This is a genomic window from Providencia sp. UF-183 (assembly GCF_058246155.1).
Genome location: NZ_JBSICD010000009.1, coordinates 31,676 through 53,319 on the forward strand (window position 1 = coordinate 31,676; position 21,644 = coordinate 53,319).

The window sequence follows — 21,644 nt, forward strand, 5'->3', positions numbered from 1 at the left end:
GTGATGAGGGTGCAATTCTGCACCTTTTTTTTATAATTTTAAAGCATTATTACGTGCTCTAAGTCTCATTATGAATTAAAAAAAATTATACATTTTCAATTCTTTGATAACTATCGCTGTTAATTAGTCGTAAAGAATTATGATCATCTGCAGATTAGTTATGTTTACCAGGAGCAATATAATGAGCGCTAAAAGCATTACCCTGAAGGAACTTGAAAAGTACGGTATTCATGATGTAGCTGAAGTGGTTTATAACCCAAGTTACGAGCTATTATTCACGGAAGAAACTAAGCCAGGACTCGAAGGTTATGAACGCGGCACGGTCACCACATTAGGTGCGGTTGCGGTAGATACAGGTATTTTTACGGGTCGTTCACCAAAAGACAAATATATCGTTCGTGATGATGTCACTCGCGATACTGTCTGGTGGGCAGACCAAGGTAAAGGTAAGAACGATAACAAACCGATGTCACAAGAAGTGTGGGCTGATTTAAAGCACATTGTGACAGAGCAACTGTCTGGCAAACGTTTGTTTATCATTGATGCATTCTGTGGTGCAAACGCAGATACACGTCTGAAAGTCCGCTTTATCACAGAAGTCGCATGGCAAGCGCACTTCGTTAAAAACATGTTCATTCGTCCATCAGATGAAGAGTTAGTTGGCTTTGAACCTGATTTTATCGTGATGAACGGTGCAAAATGCACTAACCCGAACTGGAAAGCACAAGGTCTGAACTCAGAAAACTTTGTGGCGTTCAACTTAACTGAGCGTATGCAGTTAATCGGTGGCTCTTGGTACGGCGGCGAAATGAAAAAAGGCATGTTCTCAATGATGAACTACCTGCTGCCATTAAAAGGCATCGCTTCTATGCACTGTTCAGCGAACGTTGGCGAAAAAGGCGACGTTGCAATTTTCTTCGGTTTATCAGGCACGGGTAAAACCACGCTGTCTACCGATCCGAAACGTAAGTTAATCGGTGATGATGAGCACGGCTGGGATGATGACGGCGTATTTAACTTCGAAGGCGGTTGCTACGCAAAAACTATCAACCTATCTAAAGAAGCTGAGCCAGATATCTACGGCGCAATCAAGCGTGATGCATTACTTGAAAACGTCATGGTATTAGCAGACGGCACCGTTGATTTCAATGATGGTTCGAAAACGGAAAATACCCGTGTTTCTTACCCGATTTACCACATTGAAAACATCGTGAAACCTGTTTCTAAAGCAGGCCATGCAACAAAAGTTATCTTCCTGACGGCAGATGCATTTGGTGTGTTACCACCGGTTTCTCGTTTGACCCCTGAGCAAACTCAGTATCACTTCCTGTCTGGTTTCACCGCGAAATTAGCGGGCACAGAGCGTGGTGTGACTGAGCCAACGCCTACGTTCTCAGCGTGTTTCGGCGCAGCATTCTTATCACTGCACCCAACACAATACGCAGAAGTATTAGTTAAGCGTATGGAAGCCGCGGGTGCGAAAGCGTACTTAGTGAACACAGGTTGGAACGGAACAGGTAAACGTATCTCCATTAAAGATACCCGCGCCATCATTGATGCAATCTTAAGTGGCGACATCGAAAAAGCCGATACCATTAAGCTGCCAGTCTTCGATTTAGAAGTCCCTACAGCATTACCAGGCGTGGATACCAATATCCTCGACCCACGTAATACTTATGCAGATAAAGCGCAGTGGGATGAGAAGGCGAAGGATTTAGCGAACCGTTTCGTGAATAACTTCGATAAATACACAGACACGCCAGCAGGTGCTGCTTTAGTAAAAGCAGGTCCAAAACTGTAATTTGCGAATGTGTTTTGTGTTATAGAAAAAGGCGCTACAGTGTAGCGCCTTTTTTGTGGGTGATTATTCAGCAGAAGGCAGGTCGAATAACAGAATTTCGCTATCTTCATCCGCCTTGATGGTTAAGCTAGTTTCTTCCCAAATCGCTAAACCATCACTGGTAGAGGCTTTTTGACCGTTAATTTCAACGGTGCCTTTGACAACTTGGATCCACACTACCCGTTTTTCGGCGATCTCGTGGGTTTGTACATCGTTTGCATGCAATGCCCAGCGCCATAATTCCATGTCTTGATACACTTTCAGTGAACCGTCACGGGCGTCTGGTGACAGAACCAATTGTTTACCATCGAGTGAATCAAAGCGTTTTTGCTCATAACGTGGCTCAATGCCTGTTTTTTCAGGAATGATCCAAATTTGGTACAGATGCAGCTCTTTATCACTGTTCGGGTTGTACTCTGAGTGGCGAATACCCGTACCTGCACTCATAATTTGGAATTCACCCGCTGGAATTTGCTCCATGTTGCCCATGCTGTCTTTGTGTTCGACGGCACCATTAAGCACATAGGTCAAAATCTCCATGTCTTTATGGGGGTGAGTACCAAAACCTTGGCCCGCGGCAATAAAGTCTTCGTTAATCACTCTCAGTGCTGAAAAACCCATAAATTTTTCATCATAGTAGCTGGAGAATGAAAAAGTGTGCCAGCTGTCGAGCCAACCATGGTTAGCATGACCACGTTCATTTGCTTTGCGTAAATAGATCATCGTGTTATCTCCTAGTTGGATACCCAACCGTGGTTGAACTTCTCTCTAAATCAATTGCAGACAGTTTAACCGTTTTGCTAAGAGAGAAAAGTAGCTGCCATTAACCATAGGATCCAAAAAATTTGAACAAGTAGGTTTGAGATAAGTGAAGAAAATGAATAGAAAATGATGCTGTGGAAGTTTTAACCAATAAACCCATTGACGCAGATAAAAAAATAGCCAGCGCAAGGCTGGCTAAAGTAAACACTGGAAGCAATGTGAGCAATGTCGTACTCCCTACAATAGGTGACTAAGTAACCATATCAAGGAAGTGATGATAATGATAATAGTTATCACTATCGTTTGTAAAGCATTATTTTTAACCAAAATAATATATCTTATAATTAAAACCGCAATTATATGATTTCTATGAAATTAAATATTAACCATTATTTTTCAATGGATTAAGGGAAATTTGGTTAAAAGGATACAAACAAAGAAACATCGCCAATATTAGTTAACCTTAAATTAACTATGGTTAATGGGCAGGCTTTCGGCACACGCTGCCGCTGAACTCCAAGCCCATTGGAAGTTATAACCACCTAGCCAGCCGGTGACATCGACGACCTCACCAATAAAATATAACCCTTCGGTTTTCAGTGAACCCATTGTTTTTGATGATATTTCATGGGTGTCAACTCCCCCTAAGGTCACTTCTGCTGTGCGGTAGCCTTCTGTCCCGTTGGGTTGGACTTGCCAAGCATGTAGGGTGTTATGCAGCGCTTCAACTTGTGGGTGGTTCAATTGCTTTAGGGCACACTCAGGGATTTGCCCTTGTGCTTGCATGATTTCAATTAACCGCTTAGGCAACAGTTTTGCGAGAGTGTTTTTTAAGGATTGATTCGGGTGTTCTTGTTTTTCTTCCATTAAAAAATCACTCAGCGAAAGGTTAGGAAGTAAGTTAATACTCACATACTCACCGGGGTTCCAATAGCTAGAAATCTGCAAAATAGCGGGGCCTGAGAGGCCGCGATGGGTAAATAGGATATTTTCTTTAAATAGCGTTCCGTCAGCCGCTGTCACAGTTGCCGCGACAGAGATCCCTGAGAGCACTTGCAGGGCTTCTAGAAGCGGTTTATGCAGTGTAAATGGGACAAGGCCAGCACGGGTTGGAATAATCGAGTGGCCAAATTGCTCTGCTAAACGGTAGCCAAATGGGGTAGCACCTAAGCCCGGCATGGACAATCCACCTGTAGCGACAACCAGTGAGCGAGCATTTACTTGGCTTCCATTCACGGTGACGAGAAAGCCCTCTGGTGTTTTTTCGACAGCAGTGACTTCACTACGGAGCTTTATCGAAATGTTCGGCAAATTACATTCGTTTTGTAGCATATCGACAATATCTTGCGCACTGTTGTCGCAAAAAAGCTGCCCTAAGGTTTTCTCATGGTATGGAATATTATATTTGGCGACTAAGCCGATAAAATCCCATTGTGTATAGCGAGCAAGTGCTGACTTACAAAAATGGGGATTTGTGGAAATATAGTTGCTGTGCTCAGCGTACATATTCGTGAAATTGCAGCGCCCGCCTCCGGACATCAATATTTTTCTGCCTAATTTTTTGCCGTTATCAAGGACGAGGGTGTTCAGTCCGCGTTTACCTGCGAGCGAAGCACAAAATAGGCCTGCGGCACCTGCACCTAAAATAATAACGTCGATATTTTTCACGATTAGTTTCTCTATAGCTATTTGATTTTCAGCATAATTACATTATGAATGTGGGTATTTTACGTCATCTTGAGATAGTTGTAATGTAAAGCTTCGAGCGAGATCAGATGAAAAGTGTGCAAGACGTATTATAATTAGAAAAATTCGCTCAAAAAGAGCAAATAACTTTTATTTTCGGGAAATATCGTTAAAAAAGTTTCAAAAATTCAGAATAACTTTGTTTTGACTAATGCATTGAAATATATGGAGTAATTACTATGAGGTACTTTTTTGATGGGTAGTTAAATCAAAAAAAGGTTAGATTTTGCTTCCACCGCCAGCGTTTGTCACTGATAATGCGCCGCGTTCATGTCCAACATATAATGGCTTAACGTCTATGCTACATCTTTTTACAGGTTTAGAATTTCATACAGGTCTATTATTAGTTCTAGCACTGTTATTTGTGCTGGTCTATGAGGCTATAAATGGCTTCCATGACACCGCTAACGCGGTAGCAACGGTTATTTATACCAGAGCAATGCGGGCACAGTTCGCAGTTGTCATGGCAGGGGTTTTTAACTTTTTTGGTGTCTTGCTGGGAGGGTTGAGCGTTGCCTACGCGATTGTCCACCTCTTACCAACAGACCTCTTGCTTAATGTGAGTTCCGCTCACGGCCTTGCAATGGTCTTCTCATTGCTACTGGCTGCAATTATTTGGAACCTCGGAACGTGGTACTTAGGTATCCCAGCGTCCAGTTCCCATACACTGATTGGTGCCATTATCGGGGTGGGTTTAACCAACGCGATAGTGACAGACTCATCCGTGGTTGACGCCTTGAATATACCGAAAATGATCAGTATTTTCATGTCGTTAATTCTTTCTCCAGCGATCGGTTTTGTGATTGCCGGTTTGATGATTTTCTTTTTACGCCGTTATTGGAGCGGAACAAAGAAACGTCGCCGTATTCACTTAACACCTGCAGAACGTGAGAAAAAAGATGGTAAGCGTAAGCCACCATTTTGGACCCGTACCGCGCTAATTTTATCTGCGGTTGGTGTTAGCTTCTCGCACGGTGCGAACGATGGCCAGAAAGGTATCGGTCTTATCATGCTTGTGCTGATTGGTGTTGCGCCAGCAGGTTTCGTCATGAATATGAACTCGAACGGTTATGATATCGCGAGAACCCATGATGCTGTAGTCCACCTGCAACAATACTATGAAACACATAAACCTGCATTAAACCACGCGATAGAAAATGCCCCGGCAGTTGCTGAAAGTAGCACTGAGCCAGGTGGTGAATTCCATTGCGATAGTTCACGTACAGGTGCAATTTTAAATCAAGCTCAGACGATGCTAAACGGCATTCAGAGCTACGAAGAGTTAACACCTGACCAACGTAACCATGCACGCCGTTTATTGATGTGTATCTCTGATACAGCGAATGCGGTAGCGAAATTACCTGAAACCAATGCAAAAGATGCAAGCTTACTGAAAAAACTCAGTAATGACCTGCTGTATACCGTTGAGTATGCACCTCTGTGGATCATCATTGCGGTTGCTTTAGCCCTGTCTTTAGGCACCATGTTCGGTTGGCAGCGTGTTGCGGTCACAATCGGTGAGAAAATCGGTAAGAAAGGCATGACCTACGCACAAGGTGTTTCCGCGCAGGTGACAGCGGCAGTGTCGATTGGTGTGGCGAGTTATACCGGGATGCCAGTTTCAACAACCCAAGTATTATCTTCAGCAGTGGCTGGGACCATGGTTGTTGATGGCGGCGGTGTACAGACTAAAACAATCAAAAGTATTGCATTAGCGTGGTTACTGACTTTACCAGTGTCGATTGTCTTATCTGGTGGGTTGTACTGGCTATCTCTGCTGTTTATCTAACAGCACTTCACTTGGCTTCACCGTTGTGAAGCCGTCGAAAGTGACATGAACACAGCGATATAAAAACACCAAATAGTGATGATCGTAAGGTCATCACTATTTTTTTACCTCAAGAAAGCCTGCTAGCCTGCCATTAACAAATAAACTAAGCTGACGACAACAAGAATACTAAGCCGGCTTATTGTCATAAACTGCTTACGAATTCGCTCACAACGGGCAATGACTTCAGGGTCATAATGCTCAAGATACTGTTTGCTATTGATATATCGGACAAGCCGAAGTTGTTTGTTCAGTTGGCCATGGGTGGTGAAAAAACCATTCCCATCAACGGATTGGTAGAGTAGCGGATCAGAATCCCGCAAAATAGACAATAAAACGCGAATAGATGAAAAATAACGCATCATATTTAAGATGCATAAAATGCATAGTGCCCAAAATAAAGCAATCATACTGAACATAATCCCCTCCTTAGAAACCCAGCTCACAGCACTTGTCAAAAAGGAAATACAGCAAGATATTTTATTTATACTCAGTCATTTCATTGTAGGATAAATAACCGCTTAAAAAAAGTGCAACCCCCACAAATTTTTGATTACTTTTTGTTTCTATTGAAAAAATACTTTATTGCTACTTATCATTGGGTATCACACTTTAGCGTGAAATTATGTTGTTTTTTGTCTGTGAAAGTGTAGCCATAACTCGAATTGTTTAGGTGAATATATTAATATTGAATGAATGATGTTATTGTTTTATAAAATGTTATAGACGCTTATGATTTTAAGGTTAATCTGCTTAGATGTGATCAACACAACACTTAATTATCACAATTAGCAGGTATAGTATTATTAAGATGTGGTGAAGGCATAACCACTGGATTAATCAGCATTCGGAAGGAGTTTACTTATGGCTTACAAACATATTCTTGTTGCGGTAGATTTATCACCTGAAAGTAAAGTATTACTGGATAAGGCTGTCTCTATGGCAAAACCTTACGGTGCCAAAGTCTCCATGATCCATGTTGATGTTAACTATTCAGACCTGTACACCGGCCTTATCGATGTCAATTTAGGTGACATGCAGCAGCGTATCACTGATGAAACGCGTAATGCTCTGAAAGACTTAGCCGCAGGTGCAGGTTATGAAATGCAAGAAACCCTAAGTGGTAGCGGCGATCTCGGCCAAGTATTGGTTGATGCGATTAAAAAATATGACATGGACTTAGTGGTCTGTGGTCACCACCAAGATTTCTGGAGCAAGCTGATGTCATCTGCTCGTCAGTTAATCAATACTGTTCATGTGGATATGTTGATTGTTCCGTTAAATGACGACGAAGAATAATCTACCTTCTTCAATTTGAAATATTATTCACTGAAAACGCTTGCTTATGCAGGCGTTTTTTTTGTGTCAAAATATGTCATTCAAGGTAGATATTGGCAGGTCAAGCAATTTTTTTTGCATTATAGTGAAAAAAAACCTTGAATTTAGAATACAAACTAATGATATATTCAATAGGCAAAACACAAATCAACCTCACATTTCCTAAAAATAATGACAAGAAAGAGTGAGGCACATCACAACAACCACACGTTAAAAAGGAAGACATAGATGACACAATCACTATCTTCATTCTTGGAGTCTGTCCAAAAAAGAGACCCTTCACAACCGGAATTCCTACAAGCGGTGCGTGAAGTATTCACTTCCCTTTGGCCATTCCTTGAGCAAAATGCAAAATACCGTGACCAAGCCCTGCTTGAGCGCTTTGTTGAACCCGAAAGAGTGATCCAATTCCGTGTGTGTTGGATGGACGACCAAGGCAAAGTCCAAGTCAACCGCGCATGGCGTGTGCAATTTAGCTCAGCCATCGGTCCATTCAAAGGCGGTATGCGCTTCCACCCATCAGTTAACTTATCCATTCTGAAATTCCTAGGCTTCGAGCAAACACTGAAAAACGCACTGACTACCTTACCAATGGGTGGTGGTAAAGGCGGTTCAGACTTCGATCCTAAAGGGAAAAGTACGGGCGAAGTAATGCGTTTTTGCCAAGCATTGATGACAGAATTGTATCGCCATATTGGCTCAAACACTGACGTGCCTGCGGGTGACATTGGTGTGGGTGCACGTGAAGTTGGCTTTATGACGGGTATGATGAAAAAGCTGTCTAACGACACTTCTTGCGTATTTACGGGTAAAGGCCTGTCTTTTGGCGGTAGCTTAATTCGCCCTGAAGCAACGGGTTACGGCTTAGTATACTTCACTAACGCAATGTTACAGCGCCATGGTTTAAGTTTCGATGGTATGCGTGTTGCGGTTTCAGGTTCGGGTAACGTAGCACAGTACACCATTGAAAAATGTATGGAACTGGGCGCGAAAGTGGTTACTGCATCTGACTCTAGCGGTACAGTGGTTGATGAAGCGGGCTTTACTGCGGAAAAACTTGCACGTTTAGAAGAGATTAAAAACAACTACGGCCGTGTTGAAGAATACGCGAAAGAGTTTGGTTTAACTTACTTAGCGGGCCAGCAACCATGGAATGTTCCTGTTGATATCGCACTGCCATGTGCAACACAAAATGAGCTGGATGTTGAAGCAGCGAAAGTGTTAATCAAAAATGGCGTTAAAGCGGTCGCAGAAGGCGCAAACATGCCAACCACTATTCCTGCAACAGAGCTGTTCCTTGAAGCGGGTGTGTTATTTGCACCAGGTAAAGCCGCTAACGCAGGCGGTGTGGCAACTTCTGGTCTGGAAATGGCGCAGAACGCGGCTCGTCTTGGCTGGAAAGCAGAGAAAGTCGATGCGCGCTTACACCACATCATGTTGGATATTCACCACCACTGTGTTGAGTTTGGCGGTGAAGGAAAACAAATTAACTATGTTCAAGGCGCGAACATCGCGGGCTTTGTAAAAGTCGCTGATGCAATGCTTGGGCAGGGTGTGTTGTAATCCTCTGACAAAAAAAACGTACGCGAAAGGGCGGCTGTAACATACTGATAATTCACCTGTACATACGCCCTTCGCCGTTACGTTTAATCGTTATTTTTAATGCACGGATAGATATCGAATCGATGGCTTTTTGTTGTGACCGCTGACGGCGCTTTTTGTCCCGCAAGGGGTTCTGCGTAGTCAGGGCGTTTAACCACCACACGGCGTTTTGCCAAGGCAATCGCAGGCGCTAATAACGCATCCGCATCATCATCTGCTCCCACCAATGACTGAAACACCCGCATCTCTTTCTTTACTAATGCACTCTTTTGCCGATGTGGGTACATGGGGTCGAGGTAGATAACGTCTGGCGCAGGGGTTATGTCACTCAGAGCAGTAATACTTGAGGCATGGATCAAAGACATACGTTCTTGCAGCCATGGGCCGATTTCGGCGTCCTGATAGCCACGTTGTAAGCCATCGTCTAGCAATGCAGCAACCACAGGGTGGCGCTCTAACATCCGAACACGGCATCCCAGTGCGGCAAGCACAAAGGCATCGCGGCCTAATCCTGCGGTGGCATCAATCACATCGGGCAAATACTCTTTTTTGATCCCTACCGCTTTTGCTACCGCTTCACCACGCCCACCACCAAACTTGCGGCGATGCGCCATCGCACCCGAAACAAAATCGACAAAGATCCCACCGAGTTTGGGCTCATCAAGCTTGCGGAGCTGTAAATTTTCAGGGGTAAGCACCAGCGCCATTGTGGCATCTGGTGTATGGGAGAGCTGCCACTTTTCAGAAAGTTGAGAAAGGGTGCTTTGATCAGCACCCTCTTCACAGATCAACTGGATCTTAATGTGATTAGCCATGAATACCGTAGCTCTTCAACATCGCATCAAGTTCTGGCTTACGACCACGGAAGCGCTCAAACAACGCCATTGGCTCTTCAGAACCGCCGCGACTTAAAATATTGTCGAGGAACGATTGGCCTGTTTGGCGGTTAAAAATACCTTCTTCACTAAAGCGCGAGTAGGCATCTGCCGCGAGCACATCAGCCCATAAATAGCTGTAGTAACCTGCTGCGTAGCCGCCTGCAAAAATATGGCTGAAGGCATGTGGGAAGCGCGCCCATTTTGGTGATGGCACGACCGCAACTTTTTCTTTAATCGCATATAATGTTGGCATGACTTGCGCACCTTTTGCAGGGTCATACTCTGCGTGCAAGGTGAAATCAAACAGACCAAACTCTAATTGGCGTAGGACAAACATTGCAGATTGGTAATTTTTCGCCGCTAACATGCTGCTTAACATTTCTGCGGGTAATGGTTCACCCGTTTCATAATGACCAGAAATAAATTCCAGTGCTTCAGGCTCCCAGCACCAGTTTTCCATAAACTGGCTTGGCAATTCGACAGCATCCCATGGCACACCGTTGATACCTGCGACATCAGCCACATCGATTTGCGTCAGCATATGGTGTAAGCCGTGACCAAACTCATGGAACAGGGTGATGACTTCATCATGAGTGAAGAGTGCGGGTTTATCGCCTAATGGCTGGTTAAAGTTACATGTCAGGTAAGCCACTGGATTTTGCAGTGAGCCATCTTTGTGCACCATGCGACCCACACAATCATCCATCCAAGCCCCACCACGTTTGTGTTCACGTGCATAGAGGTCAAGGTAGAAACTACCGCGTAGGGTATTTGTTTCGTCGTACAGCTCAAAGAAACGCACATCTTTATGCCATGTTTCGACGTCATTGCGTTCTTTGGCGGTTAAACCATAGATACGATGAACCACTTCGAACAAGCCATTCAAAACGCGTTGCTCAGGGAAATAAGGGCGCAATTGCTCATCACTGAGTGAGAATTTATGCTGTTTTTGTTTCTCGCTGTAATACGCTAAATCCCACGATTCTAAAGATTCAACGCCATAATGTTCTTTGGCGAAAGCGGTGAGTTCTGCCAGCTCATTTTTGCCTTGCTGGTGGGCGCGATCCGCTAAGTCATTGAGGAAGCCTAAAACTTGCTCTGGTGATTCTGCCATTTTTGTTGCTAGGGATTTATCTGCGTAGTTTTTGAAACCAAGCAATTGGGCAAGCTCGTGGCGCAATGCCATTAATTCATCGATAAGCTCGCTATTATCCCATTTACCTGCATTTGGCCCTTGGTCAGAAGCGCGAGTGCTGTATGCGTGGCTCATTTCACGGCGCAGCTCTGCGTTATCCGCATAGGTCATGACAGGCAGGTAGCTTGGCATGTCGAGGGTTAAAAGGTAGCCTTCTTCGCCTTTGGCTTCTGCCATCGCTTTAGCGGCGGCAATTGCGCTTTCTGGCATACCTGCTAATTCTTTTTCATCTTTAATCAGCTTCGTCCACCCCATGGTGGCATCAAGTACGTTATTGCCAAATTTAGAGGCGATCTCCGACAAACGTGCAACGATTTCACCGTAACGTTGCTGTTTTTCGACAGGCAAACCAATACCGGATAATTCGAAATCACGTAAGGTATTTTCGATAGATTTACGCTGTGATTGGCTAAGTGAATTAAATTCAGCACTTTCTTTTAACGATTTATACGCTTGGTATAAAGGTTCGTGTTGACCCATCCACGTACTGAATTCAGACAGCAGCGGTAAACATTGCTCATAGGCTTCGCGCAATTCAGGGCTATTTTTCACGGAATGCAGATGGCTCACTGGAGACCAAACGCGAGACAGCTTATCACTGGCTTCTTCTAACGGCTGGCACAGGTTATCCCACGTATAGTGTTCGGTTGCATTCAGAAGGCTTTCAACCGTTTGGCGGTATTCGGTAAGCACGTGTTCGACAGCAGGAAAAACGTGTGCAGGTTCAATGCTAGAAAAACGGGGTAATGCAGAATCGGCTAATAATGAATTTGTCATAAAAACATCCTGTGATTGCAGGCTTGTGCTCGTAGGCCAAGGCTTACTGTGTTGACAATAAAAGTTAAACGGCGAACTTATACCCAAAACGATTCATGTTATAGGGTGATAAAACCAGCACACCATTATGAATATAAGAAAGTATATGGGGGCGGATATGAAAACCTCAATATCAAGATAACGATTTTTGTTATCAGTGCTTATCAATAAATGGGGTTTTTGTTGGCTTTTATCAATAAAGAGGATAGTTGTAGTTTCAATGCTTTGGAAAATAATGAATTCAGTCTATAATCACTTTCCAATCTATAGAGGAAGATCGTCGTCTCCGGTGAGGCGGCTGGATTTCAAATCCAGTTGGGGCTGCCAGCAGTCCCGGGCAGGTTCGACTCCTGTGATCTTCCGCCAAATGCTGTTTCTGAATTTCTCCTAAAATCCATATTTTCCTTTTAAATCAATAAGATTTGTCTTTCTGTAGTCTGTCTGATTCTCCCCTTGTTTACTGGTTTCTACCCCTGTTTGGGGGCAAAATTGGGGGCATAATTTTCCCCTGTTTTTTGGATGCCCCCACAATGAAGCTCAAAGCCAGTCAGGTAGCGGCCTCAAGGCCAATGGTAACTCCCTATAAAATGGCAGATGGAGGGGGGTTGTATCTCGAAGTTAACATTAACGGATCGAAGGCTTGGAGAATGAAGTACCGTTTTGGAGGAAAAGAGAAACGACTATCCTTTGGAATGTACCCGCTAGTTTCACTCGTGGGCAGGATATTTATGGATTTGGGAAATTCCGGCTGAAGTGATGAAGGTGAAGCGGCCACATGTTGTGCCATTATCTAAACAGGTGCATAGCCACCAATTCAGTATCGCTTTGGTGAGGAACATCAACCGATTACCGAGGAACAAGTATTACAACCGCGTCGCTGGGAGGATAAGAAAGATGATCTGTGGACGGTATATCAACGCTTGCAGGAGAATTTAATTAAAGGTGGGTTATCTGGCAAAAATGCGAAAGGCAAGCGTGCTCGTGCTCGTACTCGTTCGGTGAATGGTATTGATGGGGATATCAAATTGAATAAGGCGCTGTGGGTGATGACAGAAAGGATGTATGAACATTTTTCTGGAAGAGAAAGAATATAGGAATGATAGCACATTGTTTTTGCATAAAATAATGTGCTTTCTATCTATTCATTGATGGCCTTATTTTTTTGTTAAATATACTATATTGTTGTTCATAGTTTATGCATAACGTATAGAGAGTGGAGGCAATTTGATGAGTGAAAATCTTCCTGAAGCGCCACAGGGCGAATTTGTTTTGTTCCGCAGTGAAGATGGGCAAACTCACGTCGAATGCCGCTTTGAGTCTGATACTCTGTGGTTATCTCAGGCTGAGATTGCCAACCTTTATCAAGTAACTCCTCAAGCAATAACTCAGCATGTTAAAGCTATCTACGAAGAGGGTGAGCTTGTACAAAATTCAACTTGTAAGTCTTTCTTACAAGTTCGGCAGGAAGGTAATCGGCAGGTTAATCGCAATACACTGCATTACAACCTCTCAATGATCCTCGCCGTTGGTTACCGGGTCCGTTCTGTTCGTGGTACTCAGTTTCGTCAGTGGGCAACGCAAACGCTGGAGCAGTATCTGATCAAAGGGTTTGTGATGGACGATGAGCGGCTGAAAAACCCGCCTATCGGTCAGTCAGTCGTGCCGGATTACTTTGATGAGATGCTCGAACGCATCCGTGATATTCGTGCCAGTGAGCGGCGGGTGTATTTACGAGTGAAAGAGATCTTCACTATGGCGGCAGACTATGAACCTTCTAATAAAGAAACTACTCGTTTCTTCCTATCTATTCAAAACAAACTGCATTTTGCTTGTACGGGCATGACTGCTGCGGAGCTTATAGCTAGTCGCGCAGATGCCAGTCAGCCGGATATGGGATTAACCAGCTATAAATTTGATGAAGTGCGTAAAACGGATGTGACGGTAGCGAAGAATTATCTACGTGAAAATGAGCTCAAAGAATTAAACCGTATCGTCAATATGTGGCTGGATTTTGCCGAAGACCAAGCGCTGCGCCGTAAGCAAGTTTTCTTACAGGATTGGGATACTAAGCTGGATCAGTTTTTAAGTTTCAATGACCGTAACGTATTACAAGGCGCTGGTGGAATAAGTAAGAAAGCCGCTGACGAAAAGGCTAAAGTAGTGTTTGATATTTTTGCTCAAAAACGCCGTCGGTTAAAAGAAATCGAAGGGGCGAGGGTGAACATGGCGGCGCTGAAAGATTTGTTGAAAACCAGTAAGCAAAAGAAGTGATCTGCTGTGGATAGAACGTATACAGATAAAGACCTCTGTGCAGCGTTATCCGATATATTTGTGGATAATTGGGTGAATTTCGAATATATCGCCTCGATCGCAAAATATTTTCCCGTTGAGTATGTTCAAGTCATGTTGTGTCGGTATGTTGCTCCTATCTGCTCCTGCAATCTGTTATCCCCTGTACCTCCCGTATGGACTGCTTTTGATGCAGATGAATTATGGAGAGAAATTGGTATATTGAAAAAGAAAGAGCAAAGTGTATTTGGTAAATTTAAAAGCTATCTCTGTACGTTATATTTCAAAAATAGGCTTAAGCAAGAGTGGCAAGAATTAATGCGTTTTTTGCAAAATTAACGGATAGTTTTCCAACTCGATTAACTGGTTGAAAGAATAGGAACAGAACATGCAGTCAATACGACTCATGGGGAATGGTTATGAACCTCATGTTAAACGCTCTGGTTCTCATTTAACCTATTCACTGCCTGTCGACTCGGGTTTTGCCAGTTTCAGTTTTACGTTTGATATTTGCCAAAACGATCTGGATATTTTACTTTCTGATGATTACAGGCGTGCAGTCCTTGAAATCATAGCACATACATTGCTACAGCGTTCGACTATGGATGGAGAGCACCGTTTTACTCAAAGGGATTTCGATAGGCTTATTTCAGAGACGCTTTACTCTAAATTTGATCGTCTTCAGGTGTTTATTGAGCAAGTGACTCGGGAAAAGCACATTTCTATTGAGCATTATGTGCAAGAAATCATTAATCGACGCGCTAACCGCAACCGAAAAAAATTGAATGAAATATAAGATTATAAATAAAGATGAAATTATTGGCATCACTGAGTTAGAGATAAGTGATCCACCGATGGGGTTTGTGTTCGGAGCTTTAGAACCCACTCAGTTTTATACATTAGGTATCAATACAACTAATTGTAAAATATTCATTTCTGAGACTGATGAAGAAATTGCTTGTGAATTCATTGCAATCGAAGATTATTCAGAGGAATGGGGAGGGCAGTGTATAGAGGTGACCGTTTTAGTTGAGTCAGCTGAAGAATATGAGAAATTCTTTAAGCATCACCTAGACGCTTACGAAAAACAATTCATCTAAGCAACAGATAATAAACAACAGCAATCGACTTCAAAACTGCCAGCTTGTTCTGAGCCTAATTCGTATAGTGATAAACTGAATTTATCGTTCCGTTCCATCATTATTTATCTGCTCAATTTCTACTCAAAAAATAATCTGGGGGCATTAATGGGGGCACTGATATTTATCCAACTCAATAAACTCATTTAATATCAACGCTATTACCCATAAAGTACGACTCGACTCCTGTGATCGCCAGAGACATGGGAGATAATATTCTCTGGCGGTTCATAACAACGAAGAGCGTATTAAGAACCTTCCAGTATTCGTGGAGCATCACAAGTTTTAGTTGCGTTGATTTCCTTACTAGAAATCAGATTTACAAAAACCGGTCATTTCATCCAGTTCCATTTCGCGACCTAATGCCGTCATTGGGTGGACAATCACTAAACCGCGTACGGATTTCTTCAGTTTGCCAAGATCAGCTTGTTCTTTCTTAGTGATAGGGCGTTTGAATGGCATATCTACCAATTTTTGCGCTTCTTTGCTTAGCTTCTTGTTACGCAACGCTTTCAGACGAGCAATTTCAACTTCTAGCGTCGCTTTTTCTTTCTCAAGTTCTGCGTATTTTTCCGCTTCGTTCGTCAATTGCATGCTTGCCATTTGGTGACGAATAAGGTCTAAACGATCGCTGAGAAGTTTAATTTGTGTTTTTTCGATTTCTTTCATTATTAATTAACCGTGAGTAAAGTTCTTGTCGGCGAGTATACACCATTCTGTGTAAGAGGGTGAAAAGGGATAGGGGTTGGCCGCTGTTTCATCAAGTTATTATTAACGACATAAATAGGAAATAACCTCTATCAGCATTACTGATAGAGGAAAATTAATTCAAACTGTTAATGAGCTTATTTCTAATTGATAGCGTGCTTTGTGGGGTATTGAAAAGGCATAGCTCTAACCAGGCTTCAATTTCTTGATAGGTCGCGTTCGTCAGGCAGTTTTGCCACTTTTGTTTTAAATCAACGGGTAATTTGAGAAATTGCTGACGGTCTAAGCGATGGCTTAATTGAGTTGAACCTGCGAGAAATAATGTGACTTGGTGAAAACGTTTTTCGGGAGCAAGTACATCTGGCGGGACGCTTCTATCTGGATTGCGGTTAACCCGTTGAGCCAATGCCATAATTTGTGGGTCTAGCTCAGGTTGAGTGAAATCGCATAAATGTAAATCTCCCTTAATCAACATTGCGGCAATGATGTATTCAAGGCAAAAACGCGCTTCGATGCCATTTTCAGGTACTCTAATGTTGGCAGCAATATCTCCTCCCAATGGAAAAGCAATATCGATACGTTGAAGGTTATCAAGAAGCGCGATGAGTGGCTTTCCGCTGCTTAACCAGCGGTCACGTAAAACTTGGGTCACGGCGACAGCGGAGTGAGTACCTGCACACGTAGGATAAGGTTTAAATTCAAGGCCTGGAGACTCGATACGCCACGGTTTCCCCCAATCTTTAGTTAGAAGCTCAGGCGCCGCTTGCCGGTGGCTCATTGCATCTAGGAATGCCTCAATCACGCCATGGGGGCGAGATGAGAAACCGCTAGAGGCTAATTGGAATGACATGACGGCGGATTGTGCTGCCAGCCCAGCATGAAGAGGTTTTACCGCTGAACCAAATTGTGCGCGTAGTGCGGTTGATTGTGTTGCCGCAAGGCCAAGCGCGCAGGCCGTTGTGTTTAAATCAGCATCGAATAAGTAGCATAACGCGGCTGTGGCTGCGATTGCCCCTAAACTTCCTGTTGAATGAAAACCCAGCTGGTAATGTTGGTTAGTGACTGCTAACCCTAATCTGCCAGCGACTTCGACACCAACACAATAAGCGTTTAAAAATCGCACATTATCGATTTCGCCTTGAGCTGGTGCTAGGGCAAAAAGTGCAGGTAAAATAACCGTTGATGGATGACCGCGAAAATTCGCGTGAAAATCATCAAAATCAAGGGCATGCCCTGCATAGCCCAATAATAGCGCAATACTGCGCGGATCACGCTCAGGGTATAGGGCACTTAATTGTTGCCAACCCGCATCATTAATATGGCCTTCTGTCACCGAGAGCGTGACAGCGAGGTAATCTTTAATGCCATTTTGTGCGGCTTGCTGTGCGCAAAGAGGCGGAGAAGCCTCAATAATTTTCTCCGCCAAAATAGTGGTTAACTCGCTAATCATTGCACCTTTCCGCTGTATTTGTTTAGCGTGGTTTCAGCCAGTTGAGCGAGGTAACGGGCTGTTGGGTATAATGCTTTATCATCAACTCGGAATTTGGGGTGATGTAGGGCATATGGCCCCCCTGAACCGATCATCATAAAAGCCCCAGGTATTTTTTGCTGATAGAAGGCAAAGTCTTCACCAATTGGGCTGGCTTCGACTCGAATAGCCTCAAAACCCGATTTCTCAGCTTGGAGTAGCGCGAGATCTACCCATTCACCCGTGTTGACTACCGAAGGTGGACCTGGGTGCCATAACAGTTCTATTTGAGCATCAAAGGTGGTGGCGATCCCATCTAATATTTGACGTAAACGCTGCTCAATTTGTTCTCGAGTCGATTGTTTAAAGGTACGTACGGTACCTTCTAAGTAAGCGGTATCAGGGATGACATTCCATGTACTGCCACTGTGAACTTGTGTAATGGACACGACGGCGTTTTGATCAGAGGAAACATTTCTGCTGATAATTGATTGTGTTGCATTAATAATCTGAGCAATGATAATTAATGGGTCATTACCTTCATGAGGTTTAGCGGCATGGGCACCTTTTGCGGCGATTTTAATTTCAAAACGGTCAACTCCAGCGGTAAGAGCGCCTTCTTTACTTCCCACAACACCGACAGGCAACGTAGGGTCATTGTGAATACCAAATATCGCAAGGGCACCATCTAATGCACCTGTCGCGAGTAGCGCTGGCGCACCTTGGCCGGTTTCTTCCGCGGCTTGGAAGAGAACGCGTACAGTACCTTTTAAATTGGCGCTATTTTGTTGCAGTAAAATAGCCGCACCAAGCGCTGCTGATGCATGAAAATCATGGCCACAAGCGTGCATTACCCCTTTGTTTTGAGAGACAAAATCAACGCCAGATTCTTCTTCAATCGGTAGTGCATCAATATCGGAGCGTAATACGACTAACGGGCCGTCTTGTTGGCCTTTGATTTCTGCCACTAACCCAGTTGCGAGTGGAAGGGGTAAAATGGTGATCCCTGCTTCCGTTAAGGCATCACGAATACGCTGTGTTGTTTGATGTTCTTGATTCGATAATTCAGGAAAACGGTGCATTTCATGGCGAAATGCCTGAATTTTATCTGCAAGTGCTTGCTCGTGGTGGCTAATGTTCATTTAATTTCTCCCAATTGAGGTGCAGGTGCCTGTGGATATTTTTTGGTTATATATTGAATTCGTCGATTGGCTCTATATTGGTCAATTGACGTAAGAAGCGGCGCGTTTGTGGGTTTTCAGAGAAGCGAATAACTTGCTCAGCGGGGCCTTGTTCGACAATGTGCCCATCGGCCATAAAAATCACGCGGTCAGCCACTTCTTTTGCAAACTCCATTTCATGAGTCACGATCACCATGGTGGTTTTTTGTTGTGCAAGAGATTTAATCACCTGAAGAACCTCGAATACTCTTTCAGGGTCGAGAGCCGAGGTTGGCTCATCAAATAAAATGGCGAGTGGCTTGACGGCAAGTGCGCGAGCAATGCTCACCCGTTGTTGTTGCCCGCCAGATAAGGTGACGGGATACTTGTGGCTATGTTCTGCAAGACCCACTTTCTCCAACAGGGCTAAGCCAATTTTATCGGCTTCACTTTTGGCGATTTTTTTGACGGTAATTAACCCTTCTGTCACGTTTTCAAGGGCAGTCTTGTTTTTAAATAGGTTGTAATTTTGAAATACCATTGCTGTTTGACGTCGTAGGGCATAGGCTTCATTAACACTGTGCTTATGCGTGTCTAATTGGACATCGCCAATTTGTATGGTGCCGGACTCAGGGTGTTCCAACAGGTTTAGGCAGCGTAATAATGTGGATTTTCCAGAGCCTGATGGACCGATAATAGCCACTACTTCCCCTTCTTCAATATCGAGGGAAATGTTATTTAAAACAGTATTTTCGCCGAAGCTTTTATTCAGTTGCGATACACGGATCATTATCATTCCTTAACGTTGTAATGATTGGCTTAAGCGTTTTTCTAACACCGTTTGAAGACGGCTATAGATAAGTACGGTGAGCCAGTAAATGAGCCCAACAACAATGAATGTTTCGAAGTAGCGTAATGATTCAGCAGCGATCATTTTACCTTCTGCAAACAGTTCTGTGACGCCAAGAGCAAAGGCGACTGAAGTGTCCTTTATCAATGAAATAAAGGTATTACCTGTAGCAGGGAGCGTGTTTAACATCGCTTGTGGCAAAATAATACGGCGGTAAATTTGGCGCTTTTGCATGCCAATAGATAAGCCTGCCTCCATTTGCCCAAAGTCGACCGAGGTTAATCCAGCACGATAGATTTCGGCCATATAGGCAGAATTTTTGAGGCTAAAGCCAATAATTGCCGCCGTGAACGCATCCATCCCACTAAAAATGGGAAAGGCTTGAGGTAAGCCGAAATAGATAATAAACAGTTGTACTAGCGTTGGAATTCCACGGAATAAGGACACGTATAAGTCCACGATTTTAACAACGGCTTTGATACCTGTAATCCGCAGCAGTGCGAGCGTCAACCCTAATGTCATCGCACAAGCCATTGAAACAATAGCAAGAAATAGCGTGACAGGTAGGTAGCTTAAAATTTGCGGAAAGATCCGCACAATATAGTCGAAATCTAAATTCATCATTCATGCCTTACAAATGTTTACCAGCCCGAGTCCTTAAGGCTGGTAAGAGCCTAGACTAATTAGTTGGCTTTTTTAGCGGTGATATCTTCACCAAAGTATTTTTCTGACAGCGCTTTTAAGCGTCCATCTTGGCGTAATACGTCTAATTCTTTATCAAATGCCGCTTTGAGCTCGTTGCCTTTTTCATCTTTCTGGAAAGGGAAACCGACAGCTTCAATCACTAAGGGTTCACCGACCAGTTTTAATGGCAGATTGTTCTCTTTGATTTCGGCTAATAGGATAGGACGCGAGTTAACATAAGCTTGAACGCGGTTGTTAATCGCATCATTCATTGCGGCATCACGACTTTCATACGTGCGGATAGTGACACCATTGTCACCAAAGGCTTTTTTCAGGTTTACGAGGTGGTTAGAACCCAAAACCCCAGCGATTGTTTTTCCTTTTAAATCATCGACAGTATTGATGTTTTCGTTTGATTTATTGGTCACAAGCTGACTACCGTAGTAGCTATAAGGTGCCGTGAAATCATATTTTTCTTGTCGAGCGGGTGTGATTGACACCACGTTTGCGACAGTATCTAACTTTTTCGCCTCAAGTTGCCCCATTAAGCCGCTAAAGTCAGAGGTGACCCAGACAATTTTATAATTGAGGTCTTTTGCGATGGTTTCTGCCAGTTCAACGTCAAAGCCAGTGAGCTTGCCATCTTTTTTATAGGCACTTGGGAAACTGAGCCCAGTGGCACCAATACGCAGTTCTTGGCTAGATTGTGCCTCAGGTGCTTTTTCAGTTTTGTTATCACAAGCAGTCAGCAAAGTCGTTGCCGCGACGAGACCTGCGATCAGCGTAATGTATTTTTTCATCGTGTTTTCTCCGGTTGATTAGAAATTGCTAACCATTGTGTATAACGTTGTTGTTCAATGATTTTTTGCATAAAAATAGTTATGTGGCCTTTGCCTAAATCCCTTTTTTCAATGATTTGAAAGCCCAAAGATTGATAGTAATTGACTAGCCATGGGTGGCTCTCGGCGGTACCGAGTGAATAAGCCGGTGCCCGCAGCTGTTGCGATAAAATACTATCTTCAAACCACGCTAATATTTTTTTACCTAACTGCTGGCCTCGGTGTGTGGGTGCTGTCGCAAACCAGCCAATATGAGGTAGACCAAACGGGCCGGGTTGCTTGCCCCATGGGTAACGTAAAGTGACAGAAGCAATTAAAATACCGTCTTCAAACATCCCATAAACCGCGTGATTATTGAGGTGTTGAGTCATTGCTGCTAAGTCAGCGGTTGCCGCATCAAAACGAATACCCAAATGCTTAATTTCTGCGTAAGCATGATGAAGTAGTTGGTAAAATACAGTTGCATCAGCAGCGAGTAATTGACGGTATTGGTACATAACGG

General features: G+C 43.6%; 20 protein-coding genes, 1 tRNA gene and 2 pseudogenes. 11 read left to right on the forward strand and 12 right to left on the reverse strand.

The window, feature by feature from the left end; translation table 11 throughout:
• Window positions 1-181: 181 nt before the first annotated feature.
• The gene (pckA, locus tag AC4IFT_RS10315) at window positions 182-1,801 is read left to right on the forward strand and encodes a phosphoenolpyruvate carboxykinase (ATP) (RefSeq protein WP_219245241.1); all 1,620 of its coding nucleotides are present in this window, start codon (window positions 182-184) and stop codon (window positions 1,799-1,801) included.
• A gap of 63 nt (window positions 1,802-1,864) precedes the next feature.
• On the opposite strand, the gene AC4IFT_RS10320 is transcribed toward pckA, so the two are convergent.
• Together AC4IFT_RS10320 and AC4IFT_RS10325 are read right to left on the reverse strand one after the other, a co-directional pair.
• Window positions 1,865-2,563 (reverse strand): pirin family protein, encoded by a 699-nt coding sequence (locus tag AC4IFT_RS10320; RefSeq protein WP_490751275.1) that lies wholly within the window; start codon window positions 2,561-2,563, stop codon window positions 1,865-1,867.
• Between the two features lie 507 nt (window positions 2,564-3,070).
• The gene (locus AC4IFT_RS10325; protein WP_490751276.1) at window positions 3,071-4,270 is read right to left on the reverse strand and encodes a BaiN/RdsA family NAD(P)/FAD-dependent oxidoreductase; all 1,200 of its coding nucleotides are present in this window, start codon (window positions 4,268-4,270) and stop codon (window positions 3,071-3,073) included.
• 376 nt (window positions 4,271-4,646) lie between these two features.
• Between AC4IFT_RS10325 and pitA the strand changes: the two genes are divergently transcribed.
• A complete protein-coding gene (gene pitA / locus AC4IFT_RS10330) occupies window positions 4,647-6,137 on the forward strand; it encodes an inorganic phosphate transporter PitA (protein WP_219245244.1) in 1,491 nt (496 codons plus the stop codon).
• A 122-nt stretch (window positions 6,138-6,259) separates the two neighbouring features.
• Here pitA and uspB read toward each other — a convergent pair whose 3' ends face one another.
• Entirely contained in the window at window positions 6,260-6,595 is a 336-nt protein-coding gene (uspB, locus tag AC4IFT_RS10335; protein WP_430254992.1) for a universal stress protein UspB, read from the reverse strand.
• A 445-nt stretch (window positions 6,596-7,040) separates the two neighbouring features.
• On the opposite strand from uspB, the gene uspA reads away from it, so the two are divergent.
• Both uspA and gdhA read left to right on the forward strand, forming a co-directional pair.
• The gene (gene uspA, locus AC4IFT_RS10340) at window positions 7,041-7,475 is read left to right on the forward strand and encodes a universal stress protein UspA (protein WP_219245245.1); all 435 of its coding nucleotides are present in this window, start codon (window positions 7,041-7,043) and stop codon (window positions 7,473-7,475) included.
• A 267-nt stretch (window positions 7,476-7,742) separates the two neighbouring features.
• The gene (gene gdhA / locus AC4IFT_RS10345; RefSeq protein WP_219245246.1) at window positions 7,743-9,077 is read left to right on the forward strand and encodes an NADP-specific glutamate dehydrogenase; all 1,335 of its coding nucleotides are present in this window, start codon (window positions 7,743-7,745) and stop codon (window positions 9,075-9,077) included.
• 83 nt (window positions 9,078-9,160) lie between these two features.
• Here gdhA and rsmJ read toward each other — a convergent pair whose 3' ends face one another.
• Both rsmJ and prlC read right to left on the reverse strand, forming a co-directional pair.
• A complete protein-coding gene (gene rsmJ / locus AC4IFT_RS10350) occupies window positions 9,161-9,931 on the reverse strand; it encodes a 16S rRNA (guanine(1516)-N(2))-methyltransferase RsmJ (protein WP_490751277.1) in 771 nt (256 codons plus the stop codon).
• Window positions 9,924-11,966, reverse strand: a complete 2,043-nt coding sequence (gene prlC / locus AC4IFT_RS10355; protein ID WP_490734037.1) for an oligopeptidase A — start codon at window positions 11,964-11,966, stop codon at window positions 9,924-9,926. The genes rsmJ and prlC overlap by 8 nt, the downstream gene beginning before the upstream one ends.
• A 310-nt stretch (window positions 11,967-12,276) precedes the next feature.
• Between prlC and AC4IFT_RS10360 the strand changes: the two genes are divergently transcribed.
• From AC4IFT_RS10360 to AC4IFT_RS10390, 7 genes and pseudogenes are all read left to right on the forward strand, one after another.
• Window positions 12,277-12,371: transfer RNA gene (locus tag AC4IFT_RS10360), tRNA-Sec, on the forward strand.
• Between the two features lie 164 nt (window positions 12,372-12,535).
• Window positions 12,536-12,718: pseudogene (locus AC4IFT_RS10365) on the forward strand (Arm DNA-binding domain-containing protein); the annotation flags it as partial.
• 99 nt (window positions 12,719-12,817) lie between these two features.
• Window positions 12,818-13,099, forward strand: a pseudogene (locus AC4IFT_RS10370) (DUF932 domain-containing protein); the annotation flags it as partial.
• A gap of 133 nt (window positions 13,100-13,232) precedes the next feature.
• On the forward strand, window positions 13,233-14,276 hold the full coding sequence (locus AC4IFT_RS10375; protein WP_490751278.1) for a virulence RhuM family protein: 1,044 nt from the start codon (window positions 13,233-13,235) through the stop codon (window positions 14,274-14,276).
• Between the two features lie 6 nt (window positions 14,277-14,282).
• Window positions 14,283-14,633 (forward strand): DUF7079 family protein, encoded by a 351-nt coding sequence (locus AC4IFT_RS10380; RefSeq protein WP_490734033.1) that lies wholly within the window; start codon window positions 14,283-14,285, stop codon window positions 14,631-14,633.
• Window positions 14,634-14,682: 49 nt separating this feature from the next.
• Window positions 14,683-15,090 (forward strand): hypothetical protein, encoded by a 408-nt coding sequence (locus AC4IFT_RS10385; protein ID WP_490734031.1) that lies wholly within the window; start codon window positions 14,683-14,685, stop codon window positions 15,088-15,090.
• Window positions 15,080-15,394: a hypothetical protein gene (locus tag AC4IFT_RS10390; RefSeq protein WP_490734029.1), complete on the forward strand. Its 315-nt coding sequence runs from the start codon at window positions 15,080-15,082 to the stop codon at window positions 15,392-15,394. Before AC4IFT_RS10385 ends, AC4IFT_RS10390 begins: the two co-directional genes overlap by 11 nt.
• 345 nt (window positions 15,395-15,739) lie before the next feature.
• On the opposite strand, the gene AC4IFT_RS10395 is transcribed toward AC4IFT_RS10390, so the two are convergent.
• The 7 genes from AC4IFT_RS10395 to AC4IFT_RS10425 form a co-directional block, all read right to left on the reverse strand.
• Window positions 15,740-16,102 (reverse strand): YibL family ribosome-associated protein, encoded by a 363-nt coding sequence (locus AC4IFT_RS10395; protein WP_490734027.1) that lies wholly within the window; start codon window positions 16,100-16,102, stop codon window positions 15,740-15,742.
• Window positions 16,103-16,256: 154 nt separating this feature from the next.
• The gene (locus AC4IFT_RS10400) at window positions 16,257-17,591 is read right to left on the reverse strand and encodes an MmgE/PrpD family protein (RefSeq protein WP_490734025.1); all 1,335 of its coding nucleotides are present in this window, start codon (window positions 17,589-17,591) and stop codon (window positions 16,257-16,259) included.
• The gene (locus tag AC4IFT_RS10405; protein WP_490734023.1) at window positions 17,588-18,751 is read right to left on the reverse strand and encodes an amidohydrolase; all 1,164 of its coding nucleotides are present in this window, start codon (window positions 18,749-18,751) and stop codon (window positions 17,588-17,590) included. The genes AC4IFT_RS10400 and AC4IFT_RS10405 overlap by 4 nt, the downstream gene beginning before the upstream one ends.
• A 46-nt stretch (window positions 18,752-18,797) precedes the next feature.
• On the reverse strand, window positions 18,798-19,565 hold the full coding sequence (locus tag AC4IFT_RS10410) for an amino acid ABC transporter ATP-binding protein (RefSeq protein WP_490734021.1): 768 nt from the start codon (window positions 19,563-19,565) through the stop codon (window positions 18,798-18,800).
• Between the two features lie 3 nt (window positions 19,566-19,568).
• Entirely contained in the window at window positions 19,569-20,240 is a 672-nt protein-coding gene (locus AC4IFT_RS10415; RefSeq protein ID WP_490734112.1) for an amino acid ABC transporter permease, read from the reverse strand.
• A gap of 62 nt (window positions 20,241-20,302) precedes the next feature.
• Window positions 20,303-21,103, reverse strand: a complete 801-nt coding sequence (locus AC4IFT_RS10420; RefSeq protein ID WP_490734019.1) for an amino acid ABC transporter substrate-binding protein — start codon at window positions 21,101-21,103, stop codon at window positions 20,303-20,305.
• Window positions 21,100-21,639 (reverse strand): GNAT family N-acetyltransferase, encoded by a 540-nt coding sequence (locus AC4IFT_RS10425; RefSeq protein ID WP_490751279.1) that lies wholly within the window; start codon window positions 21,637-21,639, stop codon window positions 21,100-21,102. Before AC4IFT_RS10425 ends, AC4IFT_RS10420 begins: the two co-directional genes overlap by 4 nt.
• Window positions 21,640-21,644: the final 5 nt, after the last annotated feature.